The sequence below is a fragment of the Achromobacter maghribensis genome (genome assembly GCF_057334215.1).
Genome location: NZ_JBHFII010000044.1, coordinates 366,496 through 380,556 on the forward strand (window position 1 = coordinate 366,496; position 14,061 = coordinate 380,556).

A 14,061-nucleotide genomic window follows, 5' to 3' on the forward strand; every position below is an offset into this window, starting at 1 on the left:
GCTATGGCACGCGCAACGGGCTTTTCAACATCATCGCTTCGAATAGCCGCAGCAGGTCGGGATCGGACTTGGATCCGGCCTCGCGGTTCAGGATGCGCATGATCTCGGCGTGCGAACGCGCCGGGTGGTAGGGCCGCGTATCGCCCAGCGCGTCGTAGGAATCCGCCAGCGAAATGATGCGCGAATGCAGCGGGATATCGTGCCCCGACAACCCTGCCGGATAGCCGCAACCGTCGAAGTGTTCGTGATGGTGGCGCACGGCACGCGCGATCAGTTCGCGTTGCGGCATCGCGCTTTGCATGATGATGTCGGCCCCGGTGGCCGCATGCGATTTCATGATTTCCCAATCGTCGGCATCCAGGCGCTTGGGGGAAAATAGCACGCGGTCGGGCGTACCGATCTTGCCGATGTCGTGCAGTCTGGCGGCGACGGCCACGACGGCTTGCTCGGATTCGGGCAGCCCGCAGGCCTGGGCCAGCGCCACACTCAGCGCGACCACGCGGTCGCAATGCCGGCCCGTGGCCGGGTCACGCGCCTGCATGGCGGCAAACAGCGCGGCCTCGCAGGAACCAACGGGGTATTCGGGTACGTCTGGGGGCATCAGGAAAGATGCGTGGCGTTGCAGCGGAACGGCACGCAGTGTGTCAGAAAGCAGCAATTCTGACACACCGCGAAGCCATCCTGGCGAACCGTGTCAGTTCTTCAACCGTTCCAACAGCGCTTGCGCCACGCCCACGGAAGACGCCGGATTCTGCCCCGTGACCAGCAACCCATCTGTGACCACATGCGGCTGCCAGTCGGGCCCGCTGCGGTACAAGCCCCCCAACCGGATCAGTTCGTCTTCGACCAGGAACGGCACGACGTCGGTCAATTGCACCGCCGCTTCTTCCGCATTGGAAAAGCCGGTGACCTGACGCCCCTGCACCAGCGGCTTGCCGTCGGCGGTCTTGGCGTGGCGCAGCACGCCGGGCGCATGGCACACCGCGGCCACGGGCTTGCCCGCGGCCAGCATGGTCTCGATCAGGCCCACCGACTTGGCGTCTTCGGCCAGGTCCCATAGCGGACCATGCCCCCCTGGATAGAACACCGCGTCGTAGTCGGCGGCCTGCACATCCGCAAGCCGCAAGGTCGACGCCAACCGGCGCTGCGCATCGACGTCCTGGCGAAAGCGCCGCGTGTCGTCGGTCTGTGCGTCCGGGTCGTCGCTCTTGGGGTCCAGTGGCGGCTGGCCGCCCAGGGGCGACGCCAGCGTCACCGTGGCGCCCGCATCGACGAAGGCGTAGTACGGCGCGGCAAACTCTTCCAGCCAGAAGCCCGTCTTGCGGCCGGTGTTGCCCAGCGTGTCATGCGAAGTCAGCACGATCAGGATTTTCATATTGCGCTCCGTTGGGTGGCGCTATTGATCCGGGCCGACGCGCACGATGCGCTTGCCGGCGTTCTCGCCCTTCAGCAGCCCCATCAGGCCGCGCGGCGCATTCTCCAGCCCTTCGACCACGTCCTCGCGGTACTTGATGCGGCCTTGCCCGATCAAGTCTTCCATCGCCTCGCGGAATTCGCCGTAGCGGTGCGCGTATTCGTTGAAGATGATGAAGCCCTGGAACGTCAGCCGCTTGGTCAGGATGGTGCGCATCAGCAGCGCCAGGCGGTCCGGCCCGTCGGGTTGGCTGGTGGCGTTGTAGGCCGAGATCAGCCCGCAGACCGGCACGCGGGCGCGCGGGTTCAACAGCGGCAGGACGGCATCGAACACCGCACCGCCCACGTTTTCGAAGTAGATGTCGATGCCTTGCGGAACGGCGCGCGCCAGGCGGCCAGGCAGGTCGGGCGCTTTGTGGTCCAGGCAGTCGTCGAAGCCCAGCTCATCGACGACGTAGCGGCATTTGTCGGCGCCGCCCGCGATGCCCACGACCTTGCAGCCGTGGATCTTGGCGATCTGCCCCACCACCGCGCCCACCGCGCCGCTGGCCGCGGCCACCACCACCGTTTCACCGGCCTTGGGCCGGCCGATGTCCAGCAAGCCCATGTAGCCCGTGAAACCGGGCATGCCCAGCACACCCAGCGAATAGGACGGATGCTGCGGATTGGCGCCCAGGCGCAGCAGGCCCGTGCCGTCGGACACGGCAAAATCCTGCCAGCCGGATTGGGCCAGCACCCATTCGCCGGGTTGATAGTCGGGATGGTTGGACGCGTGGACCCGCGTCACGGTGCCGCCCACCATCGGTTGGCCAATCTGCACGGGTTCGGCGTAGGACGGCGCATCGCTCATGCGGCCGCGCATGTAGGGGTCCAGCGACAGATACACGGTGCGCAGCAGCACCTGGCCGGGGCCGGGCTGCGGGACGTCGCTTGTTTCCAGACGGAAATCGCTGTCTGCGGGTTCGCCATGCGGGCGCGAAGCCAGCACGATACGGCGATTGATCGACGATGATTGCGGCATGAAGTCCAGCCTCCTACAGGAAGCCGCCCGGGCCTTGCGGGCAAAACCCGGGTGGCAAGTTGGGGAACCGGACCATTACACCATCCTTGTCCGCCGCCCTGCCCGGAAACCCTGCCGATGCGCCGTCTTTTAATTAATTAAATATTTAATTAAACTACGCGCCATGTGCCCTTCACCGCTTCCCGCCCCGCGCCGCCCAGGCCGCCCCGCGCGCCCCGACAACGCCGCCATGCGCGCCCAGCTACTGGACATCGCCACCAGCCTGTTCGCGTCGCAGGGCGTGGCCGCCACCACCATCGCCCACATCGCGCAGCGCGCCGCCGTGACGCCGGCGATGGTGCACTATTACTTCAAAAGCCGCGACCAGTTGATCGACGCCGTCGTGCAAGAGCGGGTTTTGCCGGTCATCGGATACGTCTGGGCGCCGGTGCCGTTGGCCGGGGACCCGGACGCCAGTCAGGACCCGGCGGCCGCCGCGCGCGGCTATCTGGTGGAAATCGTGAACCGGATCGTGCAAAGCGCCACCGAACGGCCCTGGCTGCCCGCCTTGTGGATGCATGAAGTCGTCAACGAAGGCGGCCAGCTTCGCGAACGCGTGCTGCCGCATTTGCCGTCCGGGCGCTTGCAAGCCTTTGCCGGGCTGATCGGCCAGGCCCAGCGCCTGGGCACCATCACGCCGGGCGTCGAGCCTCGCCTGGTATTCCTGTCCATCCTGGGGCTGACGTTGCTGCCGCTGGCAACCTCCAGCCTGTGGCGCCGCATCTGGCAAGGCGACGCGCAAGCGCAGGCCATCGATACCGACGCGATTGCCGCGCACGCCATCGCCATGCTGACCGGCGGATTGTTCTTGCCGCCCTCCCCGCCTTCCGCCTCTGCCTGAAAGATGCCGACCATGCGAACCCGTCCCGCTTCACTTCGTTTGCCGCCAGACCCGCCACGCTGGGCCCGCCGGGCGACCCCGCCGCTCGCCTTGCTATTGACCCTGCTGCTGGCCGGCTGCGGCAAGGACCCCGCCCCCTTCTATCAAGGCTACGTGGAAGGCGACTACGTTTATGTGGCCTCGTCCGAGGCCGGCCGGCTGGATGCGTTGCCGGTCAAACGCGGGCAGCAAGTGTCGGCGGATGCGCCGTTGTTCACGCTTGATGCCACGCGCGAACGCGCCGCCCGCGACCAGGCCAGCGCGCAGTTGGCCGCGGCCACGGCGCAGTTGCAAGACATCGCCACCGGCAAGCGGCCACCCGAAGTCGACGTCAGCCGCGCCCAGCTGGCGCAGGCCGAAGCCGCCAGCCGCCGGTCGGCGGCGCAGCTGCAACGCGATAACGCGCAGTTCCGCATCGGCGGCATCGCGCGGGCGCAGTTGGACGACAGCCGTGAACAGGCGCAGTCGGACGCCGCCCGCGTGCGCGAACTGCGCGCGCAGCTGGAAGTTGCCGCCCTGCCCGGGCGCGAAGACCAGCGGCGCGCCCAGGCCGCGCAGGTGGAGGCCGCCCGCGCGACGCTGGCCCAGGCCGAATGGACCCTGGCGCAAAAACAATTGGGCGCCCCGGCGGCCGGTCAGGTTTTCGACACGATGTACCGCGTAGGCGAATGGGTGCCCGCGGGCAGCCCCGTCGTGAGCCTGCTGCCGCCCGGCAACATCAAGGTCCGGTTCTTCGTGCCGGAGACGGTGGTGGGATCGTTGAAGGTCGGCCAGCAAGCCAGCCTGCGCTGCGACGGCTGCGGCGACCCGATACCGGTGCACATCGACTACGTATCGAATCAGGCCGAGTACACGCCGCCCGTCATCTACAGCCGCGAAAGCCGCAGCAAGCTGGTCTACATGATAGAAGCGCGGCCGGCCCAGGACGTCGCCACGCGGCTGCATCCGGGCCAACCCGTCGAGGCCATGCTGCAATGAGCACGCCACCCGCTGCCGCCGCCGATTCCCCCAGCGCCGATCGCGACGCCCGCGCCGCCGTCATCGACGTGCACGGGCTGAACAAGCACTTTGGCGACAAGCATGTCGTCAACGACGTGTCGCTGCGCGTGCGGGAAGGCGAGATTTTCGGCTTCCTGGGCCCCAACGGCAGCGGCAAGACCACCAGCATCCGCCTGATGTGCGGCCTGCTCACGCCGGATTCGGGCAGCGGCACTTGCCTGGGCTACGACATCCTGCAAGAAAGCGCCGAAATCAAGCGGCACGTGGGCTACATGACGCAGAAGTTCTCGTACTGGGACGACCTGACGATCCGTGAAAACCTGGATTTCGTCGCGCGGATGTACGGCATGCCGCGCCGCAAGGAAGCGGTGGACCGTGCGCTGGAAGACCTGGGGCTGCACAGCCGCGCCAGCCAACTGACGGGATCGCTGTCGGGGGGATGGAAGCAGCGGCTGGCGTTGGCCGCTTGCCTGCTGCACGAGCCGCGCCTGCTGCTGCTGGACGAGCCGACGGCCGGCGTGGACCCAACCGCGCGGCGCGATTTCTGGGAACAGTTGCACGAGCTGGCCGCGCGCGGCATCGCGGTGCTGGTCAGCACGCACTACATGGACGAGGCCGAACGCTGCCACAAGCTGGCCTATATCTCGTACGGCAGGTTGCTGACCCAGGGCACCGCGGAAGAAGTGATCGCCGAACAGCGTCTGACCACCTGGGCCATCCACGGCCATAACCTCGTGCCGCTGGGCCAGCGGCTGCGCGGCGCGCCGGGCGTGGACCAGACCGTGGCGTTCGGGTCGGCGCTGCACGTCAGCGGCCAGGACGCCGGGCAGCTGGAACAAACGCTGCGCAGCGCCATCGATGGCCAGGACTTGCGGCTGGAGCGCATCGACACCAGCCTGGAAGACGTGTTCATCTACTTGATGAACCGGTCCACCGACAACTTCGCGAGCCCGTCATGATGCGCCATTTGCAAGGCTTTTCGTGGGCGCGGTGGTGGAGCATGGTGCTAAAGGAGTTCCTGCAACTGCGCCGCGACCGCATCACCTTCGGCATGATCGTGGGGCTGCCTATCATGCAGCTGGCCTTGTTCGGTTACGCCATCAACACCGATCCCAAACAGATGCCCACGGCCGTCATCACGGCCGACCACAGCCCGTTCACGCGCAGCTTCGTCGCGGCGATGAAGTCGTCGGACTACTTCCACATCACGGAAGAGCTGGACAACGAGGAAGCCGGGCGCGCGGCGCTGGCCCAGGGCCGCGTGCTGTTCGTCGTGACGATACCGCCCGATTTTTCGCGCCGGCTGTTGCGCGGCGAACGCCCCGCCCTGCTGATCGAGGCCGATGCCACCGACCCCATGGCCACCGGCATGGCGATCGGCGCGGCCACCCAGTTGACGCAGGCCGTGACGCAAAAAGACCTGACCGGGCCGCTGGCGGGACTGGCGGGCGGACAGCCGGCCTTCGACGTGCGCGTGCACCGGCTCTATAACGAAGAGCAGATCTCGCAATACAACACGGTGCCCGGGCTGATGGGCGTGATTCTGACGATGACGCTGGTGATGATGACCGGCCTTGCCATGACCCGTGAACGCGAACGCGGCACGATGGAGAACCTGCTGTCGATGCCCGTGCGCCCGATCGAGGTGATGACGGGCAAGATCGTGCCCTACATCGCGATCGGGCTGATCCAGGCCACCATCATCCTGCTGGCCGCGCACTTCGTCTTCCATGTGCCGATCCTGGGCAGCCTGCTGTCCGTCTACCTGGCCGCGCTGTTGTTCGTGGCCGCCAACCTGACGGTGGGCATCACGCTGTCGTCGCTGGCGCAGAACCAGTTGCAGGCCATGCAGCTGACCATGTTCTATTTCCTGCCCAACATGCTGCTGTCCGGCTTCATGTTCCCGTTCCAGGGCATGCCCATGTGGGCGCAGTACCTGGGCAATCTGCTGCCGCTGACGCACTTCAACCGGCTGATCCGCGGCATCCTGCTTAAAGGCAACGGCTGGTGGGACCTGTGGCCCAGCATCTGGCCGCTGATGCTCTTCACCGTCGTCGTCATGACCGCCGCCGTGAAGTTCTACCGCCGAACCCTGGATTGACGCGCCATGTCCCGCCTAGCCCCATTGCTTTCCGATTCCCGTCCGCTAGCCCGCCGCCGCCCGGTGATGGCGGCCCTGAGCCTGTTTACGCTGGTATCGGGGTGCGCGGTCGGGCCCGACTTCACCTCCCCGGCCGCGCCCGACGTCGCCGCCTATACCGCGCAGCCCGAGGCAGGCGCCGCAGCCGGCGGCCAGCAGTTGCAGGCTGGCGCCGACATTCCGGCGCAATGGTGGCGGCTGTTCCACTCCGAGGCGCTGGACCAACTGGTGCGCCAGGCGCTGGACGCCAACCCAACGCTGGAACAGGCGCGCGCCAGCTTGCGACAGGCCACCGAGGACCTGAACGCCGAAACCGGCGGGCGCCTGTTGCCGTCGGTGGACGCCAACGTGTCCGTGGCGCGCCAGAAAGTGGACCCGTCCGCGTATGGCGTACCGGTTTCCGAGCTGCCGCCCCCATTCACGCTGTACAACGCGTCGATCGATGTGTCCTACACGCTGGACCTGTTCGGCGGCAACCGGCGGGCGCTGGAGGGCATGGCAGCGCAGGTGGATTACCGGGCGCACGAATTGCAGGCCGCGCGCATGTCGCTGGCCGCGAACGTCGTGACGGCGGCCATCCGCCAGGCCGACCTGTCCGAACGCCTGGCCGCCACCCGCGAATTGCTGGACGCCCAGTTGCGCCAGCAGGACATCATGCGTCAACGGCTGGCGGCCGGTGGCATCGCCGAGGCCGACCTGCGCAACCAGGAGCTGCTGGTCGCCCAAACCCGCGCCACCCTGCCGCCGCTGGACAAGCAACTGGCGCAGGTCACGCACCAATTGGCCGTCTACCTGGGCCAGCCGCCCGCGGCGTTGGGCCTCGCGCCGCTGCGACTGGCGGACCTGACGCTGCCCGCCAGCATTCCTACCAGCGTGCCATCCGCGCTGACGCGCCAGCGGCCAGACATCCTGGCAGCCGAAGCGCTGTGGCACAGGGCGTCGGCCGATGTCGGCGTTGCCACGGCCAACCAGTACCCCCAGTTCACCCTGACCGCCAGCTTCGGTTCGCAACGCACCCGAGCGGGCGATCTGTCCGACGGCGTAAACGTGTGGAACCTGGGGCTGGGCCTGGTGCAACCGCTATTTCGTGGCGGTGAACTCCGCGCCCGCAAACGGTCGGCCGAGGCCGCTTACGATGCCGCTGCGGCGGCGTACCGGCAAACCGTGCTGGACGGTTTCCGTCAGGTCGCGGACGCCTTGCGTGCCGTGCAGACAGACGCCCAGGCCTACCAGGCCTACGACGACGCCTGGCGCCGCGCGGCGGACGCCGAACGCATCGCGCAAGGCCGCTACCAGGCGGGCGGCATCAGCCATCTGAGCCTGCTGGACAGCCAGCGCCAGCTGTTGCAGACCCGCGTCGCCCGCACCGAAGCCGATGCGGCGCGCTACGCGGATACCGCCGCGCTGCTGCAAGCGCTGGGCGGCGGCTGGTGGAATGAACCCGCCACGCCCCCTGCCACAGGCCCTTTGGGCAAGCGCGTAACAGCGGTCCCCTGATCATGTCTGAGAATTCGGGTACGAAACGGGCGTTGTGCGAGGTTTAGGAATTCGATGTATCCGTAGCATCATGCAAGCGCTCAAGCTGCACAGATCCCTACGATTCATGAATGACCTACTAGACCTGATCGTCTTCTCGCCTGATCCCGACCAACGCGTTCGCCGCAGCGACGCGCTGGCGGGCATGGGATTCTCACCGCGCCGTTGCGAAGACTCCAACGGCTTGTTTCGCCTGTTCCAGGCTCGCCGCACGCCGCTGTTGGTGATGGAAGCCGAATTGTCCGATCTCTGCATGGCCGTCGCAGGTCTGCGGGCCATGGACACGACCGCCGGCATCGTCGCCGTCTCTGCCTTCGACTCTCCGGAAAACCGCATCCTGGGGTTGCATTGCGGCGCCGACGCCTGCTTCCAGCCCGACGTGGCCACGGCGGAAATCGCCGCGGCGTTGCAAGCGCTGGTGCGGCGGGTACCCGCCACGGCCGGCCGCCGCGCGCCCGCCGACGCGGAACCGCGCCCGCCCGCCACGGCTGCGTCCGGCGATGCCGCGGGCAAATGGCAATTCCATGACGCGGCCTGGACGCTCGTCAGCCCGCAAGGCGCGCGCCTGGCGCTGACGCTGGCCGAGCGCGAATTCCTGCTGAAACTGACCGCGTCCGCCGATAAGCGCTTGCCGCGCAGCGATCCCCCTGGCATCGATCCGCAAGCGGGCCGCGAATCCATCCGCCGTACCGACGTGGTTGTCAGCCGCTTGCGGCGCAAGGCGCAAGACATGAACATTGCGCTGCCGATCCGCACCGTGTGGGGATGGGGGTACGCTTTCACCGGAGAGATCTGAGCGCCTCTGCGCGGGCGTATCATGCGGTGTGTGCCGCGTCGACTCCCGGCGCCGCCTCTCTCAGCTTCGCCACCCCGACATGGAAGTCTTTGAACGTCTGCAAGCGCTGCTTGCCCTGAACCAGGCCCGCCACCGCCTGATCGAACACCCCGCGGCCGGCCGCTCGGTTGAAGTCGCCGCCATCCGCGGCACCGCCGTCAGCCAGGGCGCCAAGGCGCTGGTCTGCCGCGTGAAGATCTCGTCCAACCAGCGCAAGAACGTGCTGGCCGTGTTTCCCGCCGACAAGCAGGCCGACCTGGACGCGATTGCGCGGGCAGCCGGCGGCAAGAAGGCATCGCTGGCATCGCAGGATCTGGCGCGCGAATTGACCGGCTGCGAGATCGGCGCCATTCCTCCGTTTTCCTTCAATCCCGACCTGCATCTGCTGGTGGATCCCAGCCTGCGCGACCGCCACGACGAAATCGTGTTCAACGCCGGACGCCTGGACGCGTCCATCCTGCTGAACACGGAAGACTACTTCCGGCTGGCCGCGCCGCAAGTCGCCCCCCTGATCAAGGGCTGATCCGCCCCATGAGGCTGCCGTGTCCCGCCCCCTGAACCGCCGAGGCGCGCGCACGTCGAACATGCGATGGCTGATGAGCCTGGCGCATATGGAGCCGTCGCCCGTCAGCCGTTGGGTGGCGCTGCGCGCCGCCCTGGCCATCGGCCTGCCCTCGGCCGTGGGGCTGGCGTTGGACCAAAGCGCGGCCGCCGCGCTGGTGGCCCTGGGCGCGCTACCCGCCATCACCGGCGATAACGGCGGCCCCTACCGCAACCGGGCGTTGTCCATCGGGTCGACCGTTTTTGGCGGCGCGCTGGGCTACCTGCTGGGCAACCTGGTGGCCGGACATGGTCTGCTGACATCGGCCGCCATGACCGTGCTGGTCCTGATCGCCAGCCTGGTCGGCACGTTCAACAACATCGCCGCCGTGGCAACGCTGCAATTCGCGGTGTATGTCATCGTGGGCGCCAGCCTGACCTCGCCCCTGCCGCCCTGGATGCCGTCGGTGCTGGTGGGCGTTGGCGGACTGTTCGGCCTGGCGCTGACCCTGTCGGGCTGGGTCGTCAACCCCATCGCGCCCGAACGCGCCGCCGTCGCGCTGGCCTATCGAAAGCTGGCCGCGATGTTCGCCGCCATCGGCACCTCGCGCACCATGGCGGCGCGCCGTGACATGGAGGCGGCCATGACCACGGCCTACGACACCGTGCTGGCCGCCCGCGGCCGCGCCGCCGGCCCGTCGCCACGGCTATCCCGGCTGGCGGCGCAACTGCAGGCTTGCACGCCGCTGACCAACGCCGCGTTATCGCTGGCGCGCGCGGGCCGCGTGCTGCCGCCGGCTTGCGCGCGCGTCATGAACCGGCTGGCCGACCGCGTGGAAAACGACGCCGACCCCGATCCCGGCGACGACATCGCCGCGTTGCGGCGCGCGGACATGCCGCAATTGGCGGACGCGCTGGCGCAGGCGCTGCCGTTGCTGGACGGCGCCAAGCCGCCCGACACCGATCCCTTGAGCGCGCTGACGCCTGTCCGTCCGCGCACGCCCTGGCGCGTGCTGGTTCGCACCTACCGGCCCGGCCCCACCACGGTGCGCTATCTGATCCGGCTAGGCCTGTGCCTGGTCGCGGCCGAGGCCGTGGCGCTGGCGGCCTCGTTGCCGCGGTCGTATTGGGTGCCGCTGATCGTGGTGGTGATCTTCAAGCCCAACTTCGGGTCGGTCTTCGCACGGGCGCTGCAAAGCTGCGGCGGCAGCGTGGTGGGGGTGGCCATCAGCGCCACCGTGCTGGCCGTGGACCGCAGCGGCATCGCCAGCCTGCTGACGGTGGCGTTGCTGGCCTCGTTGCTGCCCTGGTCCATCCGCCGCAATTACGGGTTGTTTTCGGCCATCCTCGTGCCCATCCTGATGCTGCTGATCGGGGCGCTGCAGCCCGGCACCTGGGCCATCGCGCTGGCGCGGCTGGTTGACGTGGGTGTTGCCGCCGGCATCGTGCTGCTGGTGGGCTACCTGCCGTGGATCCGCATCGAACGCCACAACCTGGACCATGCCGTGTCCGCCGCGATGGACACGCTGGCCGCGTACCTGAACACGGTCTTCCAGGCAACGCCCGCCAGCCGGCACAGCCTGCGCGCCAGCGCCTATGCGCGTTTGTCGGACCTGCGCATCGCGTTGCAGCGCGGCCTGTCCGAACCCCGTCTGGTCAGCCGGCGCGCACTGGCGTGGTGGCCCGTGGAGGTGGCGCTGGAACGCGTGGCGAACGCCATTTCGGATACCGCCTGGTCGCTGCCCGCCGGCCAGGCCACGCCCAGCGCCGCCCAAGTGGCCGCGTTGGCGGAAACGCTGCACGCCATGAGTGTCGCCGTCGAACACGGCGCGCCCGTCTCCGCCGACGCCATCGCCCCGCCATCGCCCGCGCTGGCCGACGTGGCCGCCGAAATCGAAGCGCTGCGTGCCACGCTGGCCGGTCCGGATTTTGCCGCCGCACCCGGCGCCGGCGCCCCTAAACCCCCCATTCACCAGGTCTGAACCATGTGTCTTGCCGTATTGGCCCTGCATGCCTTGCCGGGCATCCCCGTCCTGATCGCAGCCAATCGCGATGAATTCCACGCGCGCCTGACGCACCCTGCGGCCCAATGGCCAGATGCGCCGGAGGTCTATGCCGGCCGCGACGGCTTGGCCGGCGGCACCTGGATGGGGGCAACCACGTCGGGCCGCTTCGCGCTGGTGACGAATTTCCGCGAACCGGGCAGGCACCTGGACGCGGCGCCCTCGCGCGGCGCGCTGGTCGAAGACTTCCTGCGCGGCGGCGCGGCGCCCGGGGAATACCTGGCCCGGGTCCACGATACGGGCCAGGCCTATAACGGCTTCAATCTGATCGTGGGCGATGCGCGGCAGGCCTGGTATTTCAGTAACCGCGACGGCGCCCCGCGTGCGCTGCCACCCGGCATCTACGCGTTGTCCAACCACCTGCTGGACACCCCGTGGCCGAAGCTTGCCCGCACCAAGGCCGCGTTCACCGCCGTACTGCAGCATGCGCGGCAGCCCGACATGCCAGCGCTGTTTGCCGCGCTGGCGGACCGCCAGGGCGCGCAAGACGACGAACTGCCGGCGACCGGCTTGCCGCGAGATCGCGAAAAGCTATTGAGCAGCCCGTTCATTGTCAGCCCCAACTATGGCACTCGCAGTTCCAGCATCCTTGCGCTGCATGCGGATGGCGCGGCCCAGCTTGAGGAAAGGCGCTTCGCCGCCGACGGCTCGATCAGTGGCGAAAGCCAGTTGGCATTCACCTGGCAAGGCGGCTTCTCCGGCGATATGCTGGCCGAATGCGGCTAGGGGCACGAACTTGGCGCGGGCATGCCGGTCGAAACCCGTGTCATCCTTTCCAGGAGAACATGATGAACAAACGCTTTGAACGCTGCACCCTCGCCGCCATGATGGCGGTGGGCAGCATGGCCATCGCCGGCGTCCTCTCGACCGCCCGGGCGGCGTTGCCCCCGATCAAGCACCAGGGTGCGGTGCAGTACGTCAGCGGTGGAATCGGCATTGATGAATCGGAAGCCATGAAGGCGGCCGCCGGCGACTATCCGCTGGCGCTGACATTCGCCGCCCAACGCGACGGCAAGGCGGACTACGTGGCCAGCGTAGGCGTGGCCATCCATGACGCACAGGGCAAGGAAGTGCTGAAAACGACCGCCGAGGGCCCGTACATGCTGGTGAAGCTGCCGGCCGGCGCCTACAAGATCTCGGCCACCTACGAGGGCAAGGCCCAGGAACGCGACGTCACCGTGCAAGCCACGGGAACCGCGCGCGCCGTCTTCGAATGGAAGTAGGCGCCATCGCACCGCTGGCGCGCGGTAGGGACCGGCCGTAAGCCGGCCCGGCCTGGGGTCTTAGACGCCCGAAAACAGGATGGCGATCACGAAGCCCACGCCGATCGCCCAGACCAGCGAACGCAACGCGCCCCACCCCGCCAGATACATGGCCAGATAGCCCAGGCGCACGCCCAGCCAGCAGGCCATCAGCGTCGCCACATGCGCGGGCGGCGCCTGGGTGTATAGCGCGAACAACACCGCCGCAAAGAAGAACGGCAGCGCTTCAAAGGTATTGATCTGCGCGGCATTGGCGCGCGCGCGCCAGCCTTCCTGACGCGCCAGCCAGGCGCGTGGATCGTTGTTGTCGAATGTCTTTCCGCCCGCCTTGGCGACTATCGTCGAGATGAACGGCAGGATCGCCGCCGCCAGCATCAACCACGCGATCATTTTCATTATTTGGCTCCAGGTGGACCGACGGACCGCGAGTCCGTCAGGTGCGACGCGGCGTTGCGCCGCCAAGAGCGGCATCGTCGCCCGAAACCCGTGGTTGGGCAAGCGGGTGCGCTTACACTTTGCGCTTTGCGTCAACCTGCCCGATCCGCATGCCGCTTCTGTCGCCCTGGTCCGCGCTCTTCCTTTCCTCTGCCCTGCTCTGGCTGCCCGCCACCCGAGCCTGGGCGCTGGCGCCCCTGGCCATCGCGTGGGCCTGGGCCTGGACGGACGGCCTGATCGATCCCGCGGCGCTGGCGGCGCCCGCGCTGCTGTTGCTGGCGGCGGCAGGGGTGCGCCCCACGTCCGGCGCCGCCGCTCGCGCGGCCGGCCACGCCTTGTTCCTGGTGTTGGCCGCGGCGCTTTTCCTGCATCTGCTGCCGGGCTTCCACAATCCGCAAGTTATCGCCCCCGTGCCGCTCAGCCCCGATGCCGTGCCATTCGGCATGTACCTGAATCTGGACAAGCCGCTGGTGGCGTTCTGGGTGGTCCTGGTGCTGGCGCCGCCCATGGCGGGCGCAAGCGCGCGCAACACGTTGGCCGCTGCCGTGCTGGCGCTGGCCGCGGCAATAGTGGCGTGCCTGGGTGTCGCGCTGGCGCTGGGTGTGGTGGGTTGGGGCCCCAAATGGCCGGACACCGGCTGGATCTGGCTGGTCAACAACGCGTTGCTGGTCACGCTGGCCGAAGAAGCCCTGTTCCGCGGCTACGTGCAGCAGCAGTTGGCCACGTGTTGGCGTCGCTATGCCTGGGGCGGCCGCGCCGCCGTGGCCGTGGCCGCCGTGCTGTTCGGCCTGGCGCATTACGCTGGCGGCTGGCAATGGATATTGCTGGCCGGCCTGGCGGGCGCGGCCTACGGCACGGCATACCGCTACGGCGGGCTGGCCGCCGCGGGGGGGGGGGC

At 68.2% G+C, this 14,061-nt stretch carries 15 protein-coding genes; 11 read left to right on the forward strand and 4 right to left on the reverse strand.

Annotation, left to right across the window (positions count from 1 at the left end; all coding sequences use genetic code 11):
* Position 1: 1 nt before the first annotated feature.
* The 3 genes from ACE039_RS19620 to ACE039_RS19630 all read right to left on the reverse strand — a co-directional run bounded on the left by ACE039_RS19620 (position 2) and on the right by ACE039_RS19630 (position 2,434).
* Positions 2–601: an HD-GYP domain-containing protein gene (locus tag ACE039_RS19620; RefSeq protein ID WP_485823130.1), complete on the reverse strand. Its 600-nt coding sequence runs from the start codon at positions 599–601 to the stop codon at positions 2–4.
* Positions 602–694: 93 nt separating this feature from the next.
* Positions 695–1,375: a type 1 glutamine amidotransferase domain-containing protein gene (locus ACE039_RS19625; RefSeq protein ID WP_313465265.1), complete on the reverse strand. Its 681-nt coding sequence runs from the start codon at positions 1,373–1,375 to the stop codon at positions 695–697.
* Positions 1,376–1,396: 21 nt separating this feature from the next.
* Positions 1,397–2,434 carry an NADP-dependent oxidoreductase gene (locus ACE039_RS19630; protein ID WP_485823131.1) on the reverse strand — a complete coding sequence of 346 codons (1,038 nt, stop codon included), beginning with the start codon at positions 2,432–2,434 and terminating at the stop codon, positions 1,397–1,399.
* 229 nt (positions 2,435–2,663) lie between these two features.
* Here ACE039_RS19630 and ACE039_RS19635 point away from each other — a divergent pair, with 229 nt between their 5' ends.
* The 10 genes from ACE039_RS19635 (at position 2,664) to ACE039_RS19680 (ending at position 12,689) form a co-directional block, all read left to right on the forward strand.
* Positions 2,664–3,314: a TetR/AcrR family transcriptional regulator gene (locus tag ACE039_RS19635; RefSeq protein ID WP_485823132.1), complete on the forward strand. Its 651-nt coding sequence runs from the start codon at positions 2,664–2,666 to the stop codon at positions 3,312–3,314.
* Between the two features lie 12 nt (positions 3,315–3,326).
* Positions 3,327–4,331, forward strand: a complete 1,005-nt coding sequence (locus tag ACE039_RS19640) for an HlyD family secretion protein (RefSeq protein WP_485823133.1) — start codon at positions 3,327–3,329, stop codon at positions 4,329–4,331.
* Positions 4,328–5,311, forward strand: a complete 984-nt coding sequence (locus ACE039_RS19645; protein ID WP_485823134.1) for an ABC transporter ATP-binding protein — start codon at positions 4,328–4,330, stop codon at positions 5,309–5,311. The genes ACE039_RS19640 and ACE039_RS19645 overlap by 4 nt, the downstream gene beginning before the upstream one ends.
* On the forward strand, positions 5,308–6,453 hold the full coding sequence (locus ACE039_RS19650) for an ABC transporter permease (RefSeq protein WP_310029003.1): 1,146 nt from the start codon (positions 5,308–5,310) through the stop codon (positions 6,451–6,453). Before ACE039_RS19645 ends, ACE039_RS19650 begins: the two co-directional genes overlap by 4 nt.
* 6 nt (positions 6,454–6,459) lie before the next feature.
* Complete coding sequence (locus ACE039_RS19655; RefSeq protein WP_485823135.1) at positions 6,460–7,989, forward strand: efflux transporter outer membrane subunit; 1,530 nt, start codon at positions 6,460–6,462, stop codon at positions 7,987–7,989.
* Positions 7,990–8,095: 106 nt separating this feature from the next.
* Positions 8,096–8,824, forward strand: coding sequence for a response regulator transcription factor (locus ACE039_RS19660; RefSeq protein WP_105556903.1), 729 nt, complete (start codon positions 8,096–8,098; stop codon positions 8,822–8,824).
* 79 nt (positions 8,825–8,903) lie between these two features.
* Complete coding sequence (locus ACE039_RS19665; protein ID WP_485823136.1) at positions 8,904–9,386, forward strand: YbaK/prolyl-tRNA synthetase associated domain-containing protein; 483 nt, start codon at positions 8,904–8,906, stop codon at positions 9,384–9,386.
* Positions 9,387–9,405: 19 nt separating this feature from the next.
* Complete coding sequence (locus tag ACE039_RS19670; protein WP_485823137.1) at positions 9,406–11,385, forward strand: FUSC family protein; 1,980 nt, start codon at positions 9,406–9,408, stop codon at positions 11,383–11,385.
* 3 nt (positions 11,386–11,388) lie between these two features.
* Positions 11,389–12,192, forward strand: a complete 804-nt coding sequence (locus ACE039_RS19675; protein WP_485823138.1) for an NRDE family protein — start codon at positions 11,389–11,391, stop codon at positions 12,190–12,192.
* Between the two features lie 62 nt (positions 12,193–12,254).
* Entirely contained in the window at positions 12,255–12,689 is a 435-nt protein-coding gene (locus tag ACE039_RS19680) for a carboxypeptidase-like regulatory domain-containing protein (RefSeq protein ID WP_313462572.1), read from the forward strand.
* A 60-nt stretch (positions 12,690–12,749) separates the two neighbouring features.
* Here ACE039_RS19680 and ACE039_RS19685 read toward each other — a convergent pair whose 3' ends face one another.
* A complete protein-coding gene (locus ACE039_RS19685) occupies positions 12,750–13,124 on the reverse strand; it encodes an MAPEG family protein (protein WP_105556834.1) in 375 nt (124 codons plus the stop codon).
* 149 nt (positions 13,125–13,273) lie between these two features.
* Here ACE039_RS19685 and ACE039_RS19690 point away from each other — a divergent pair.
* Positions 13,274–14,061: CPBP family intramembrane glutamic endopeptidase (locus tag ACE039_RS19690; protein WP_485823139.1), on the forward strand; the 788-nt coding region annotated here is incomplete at its 3' end.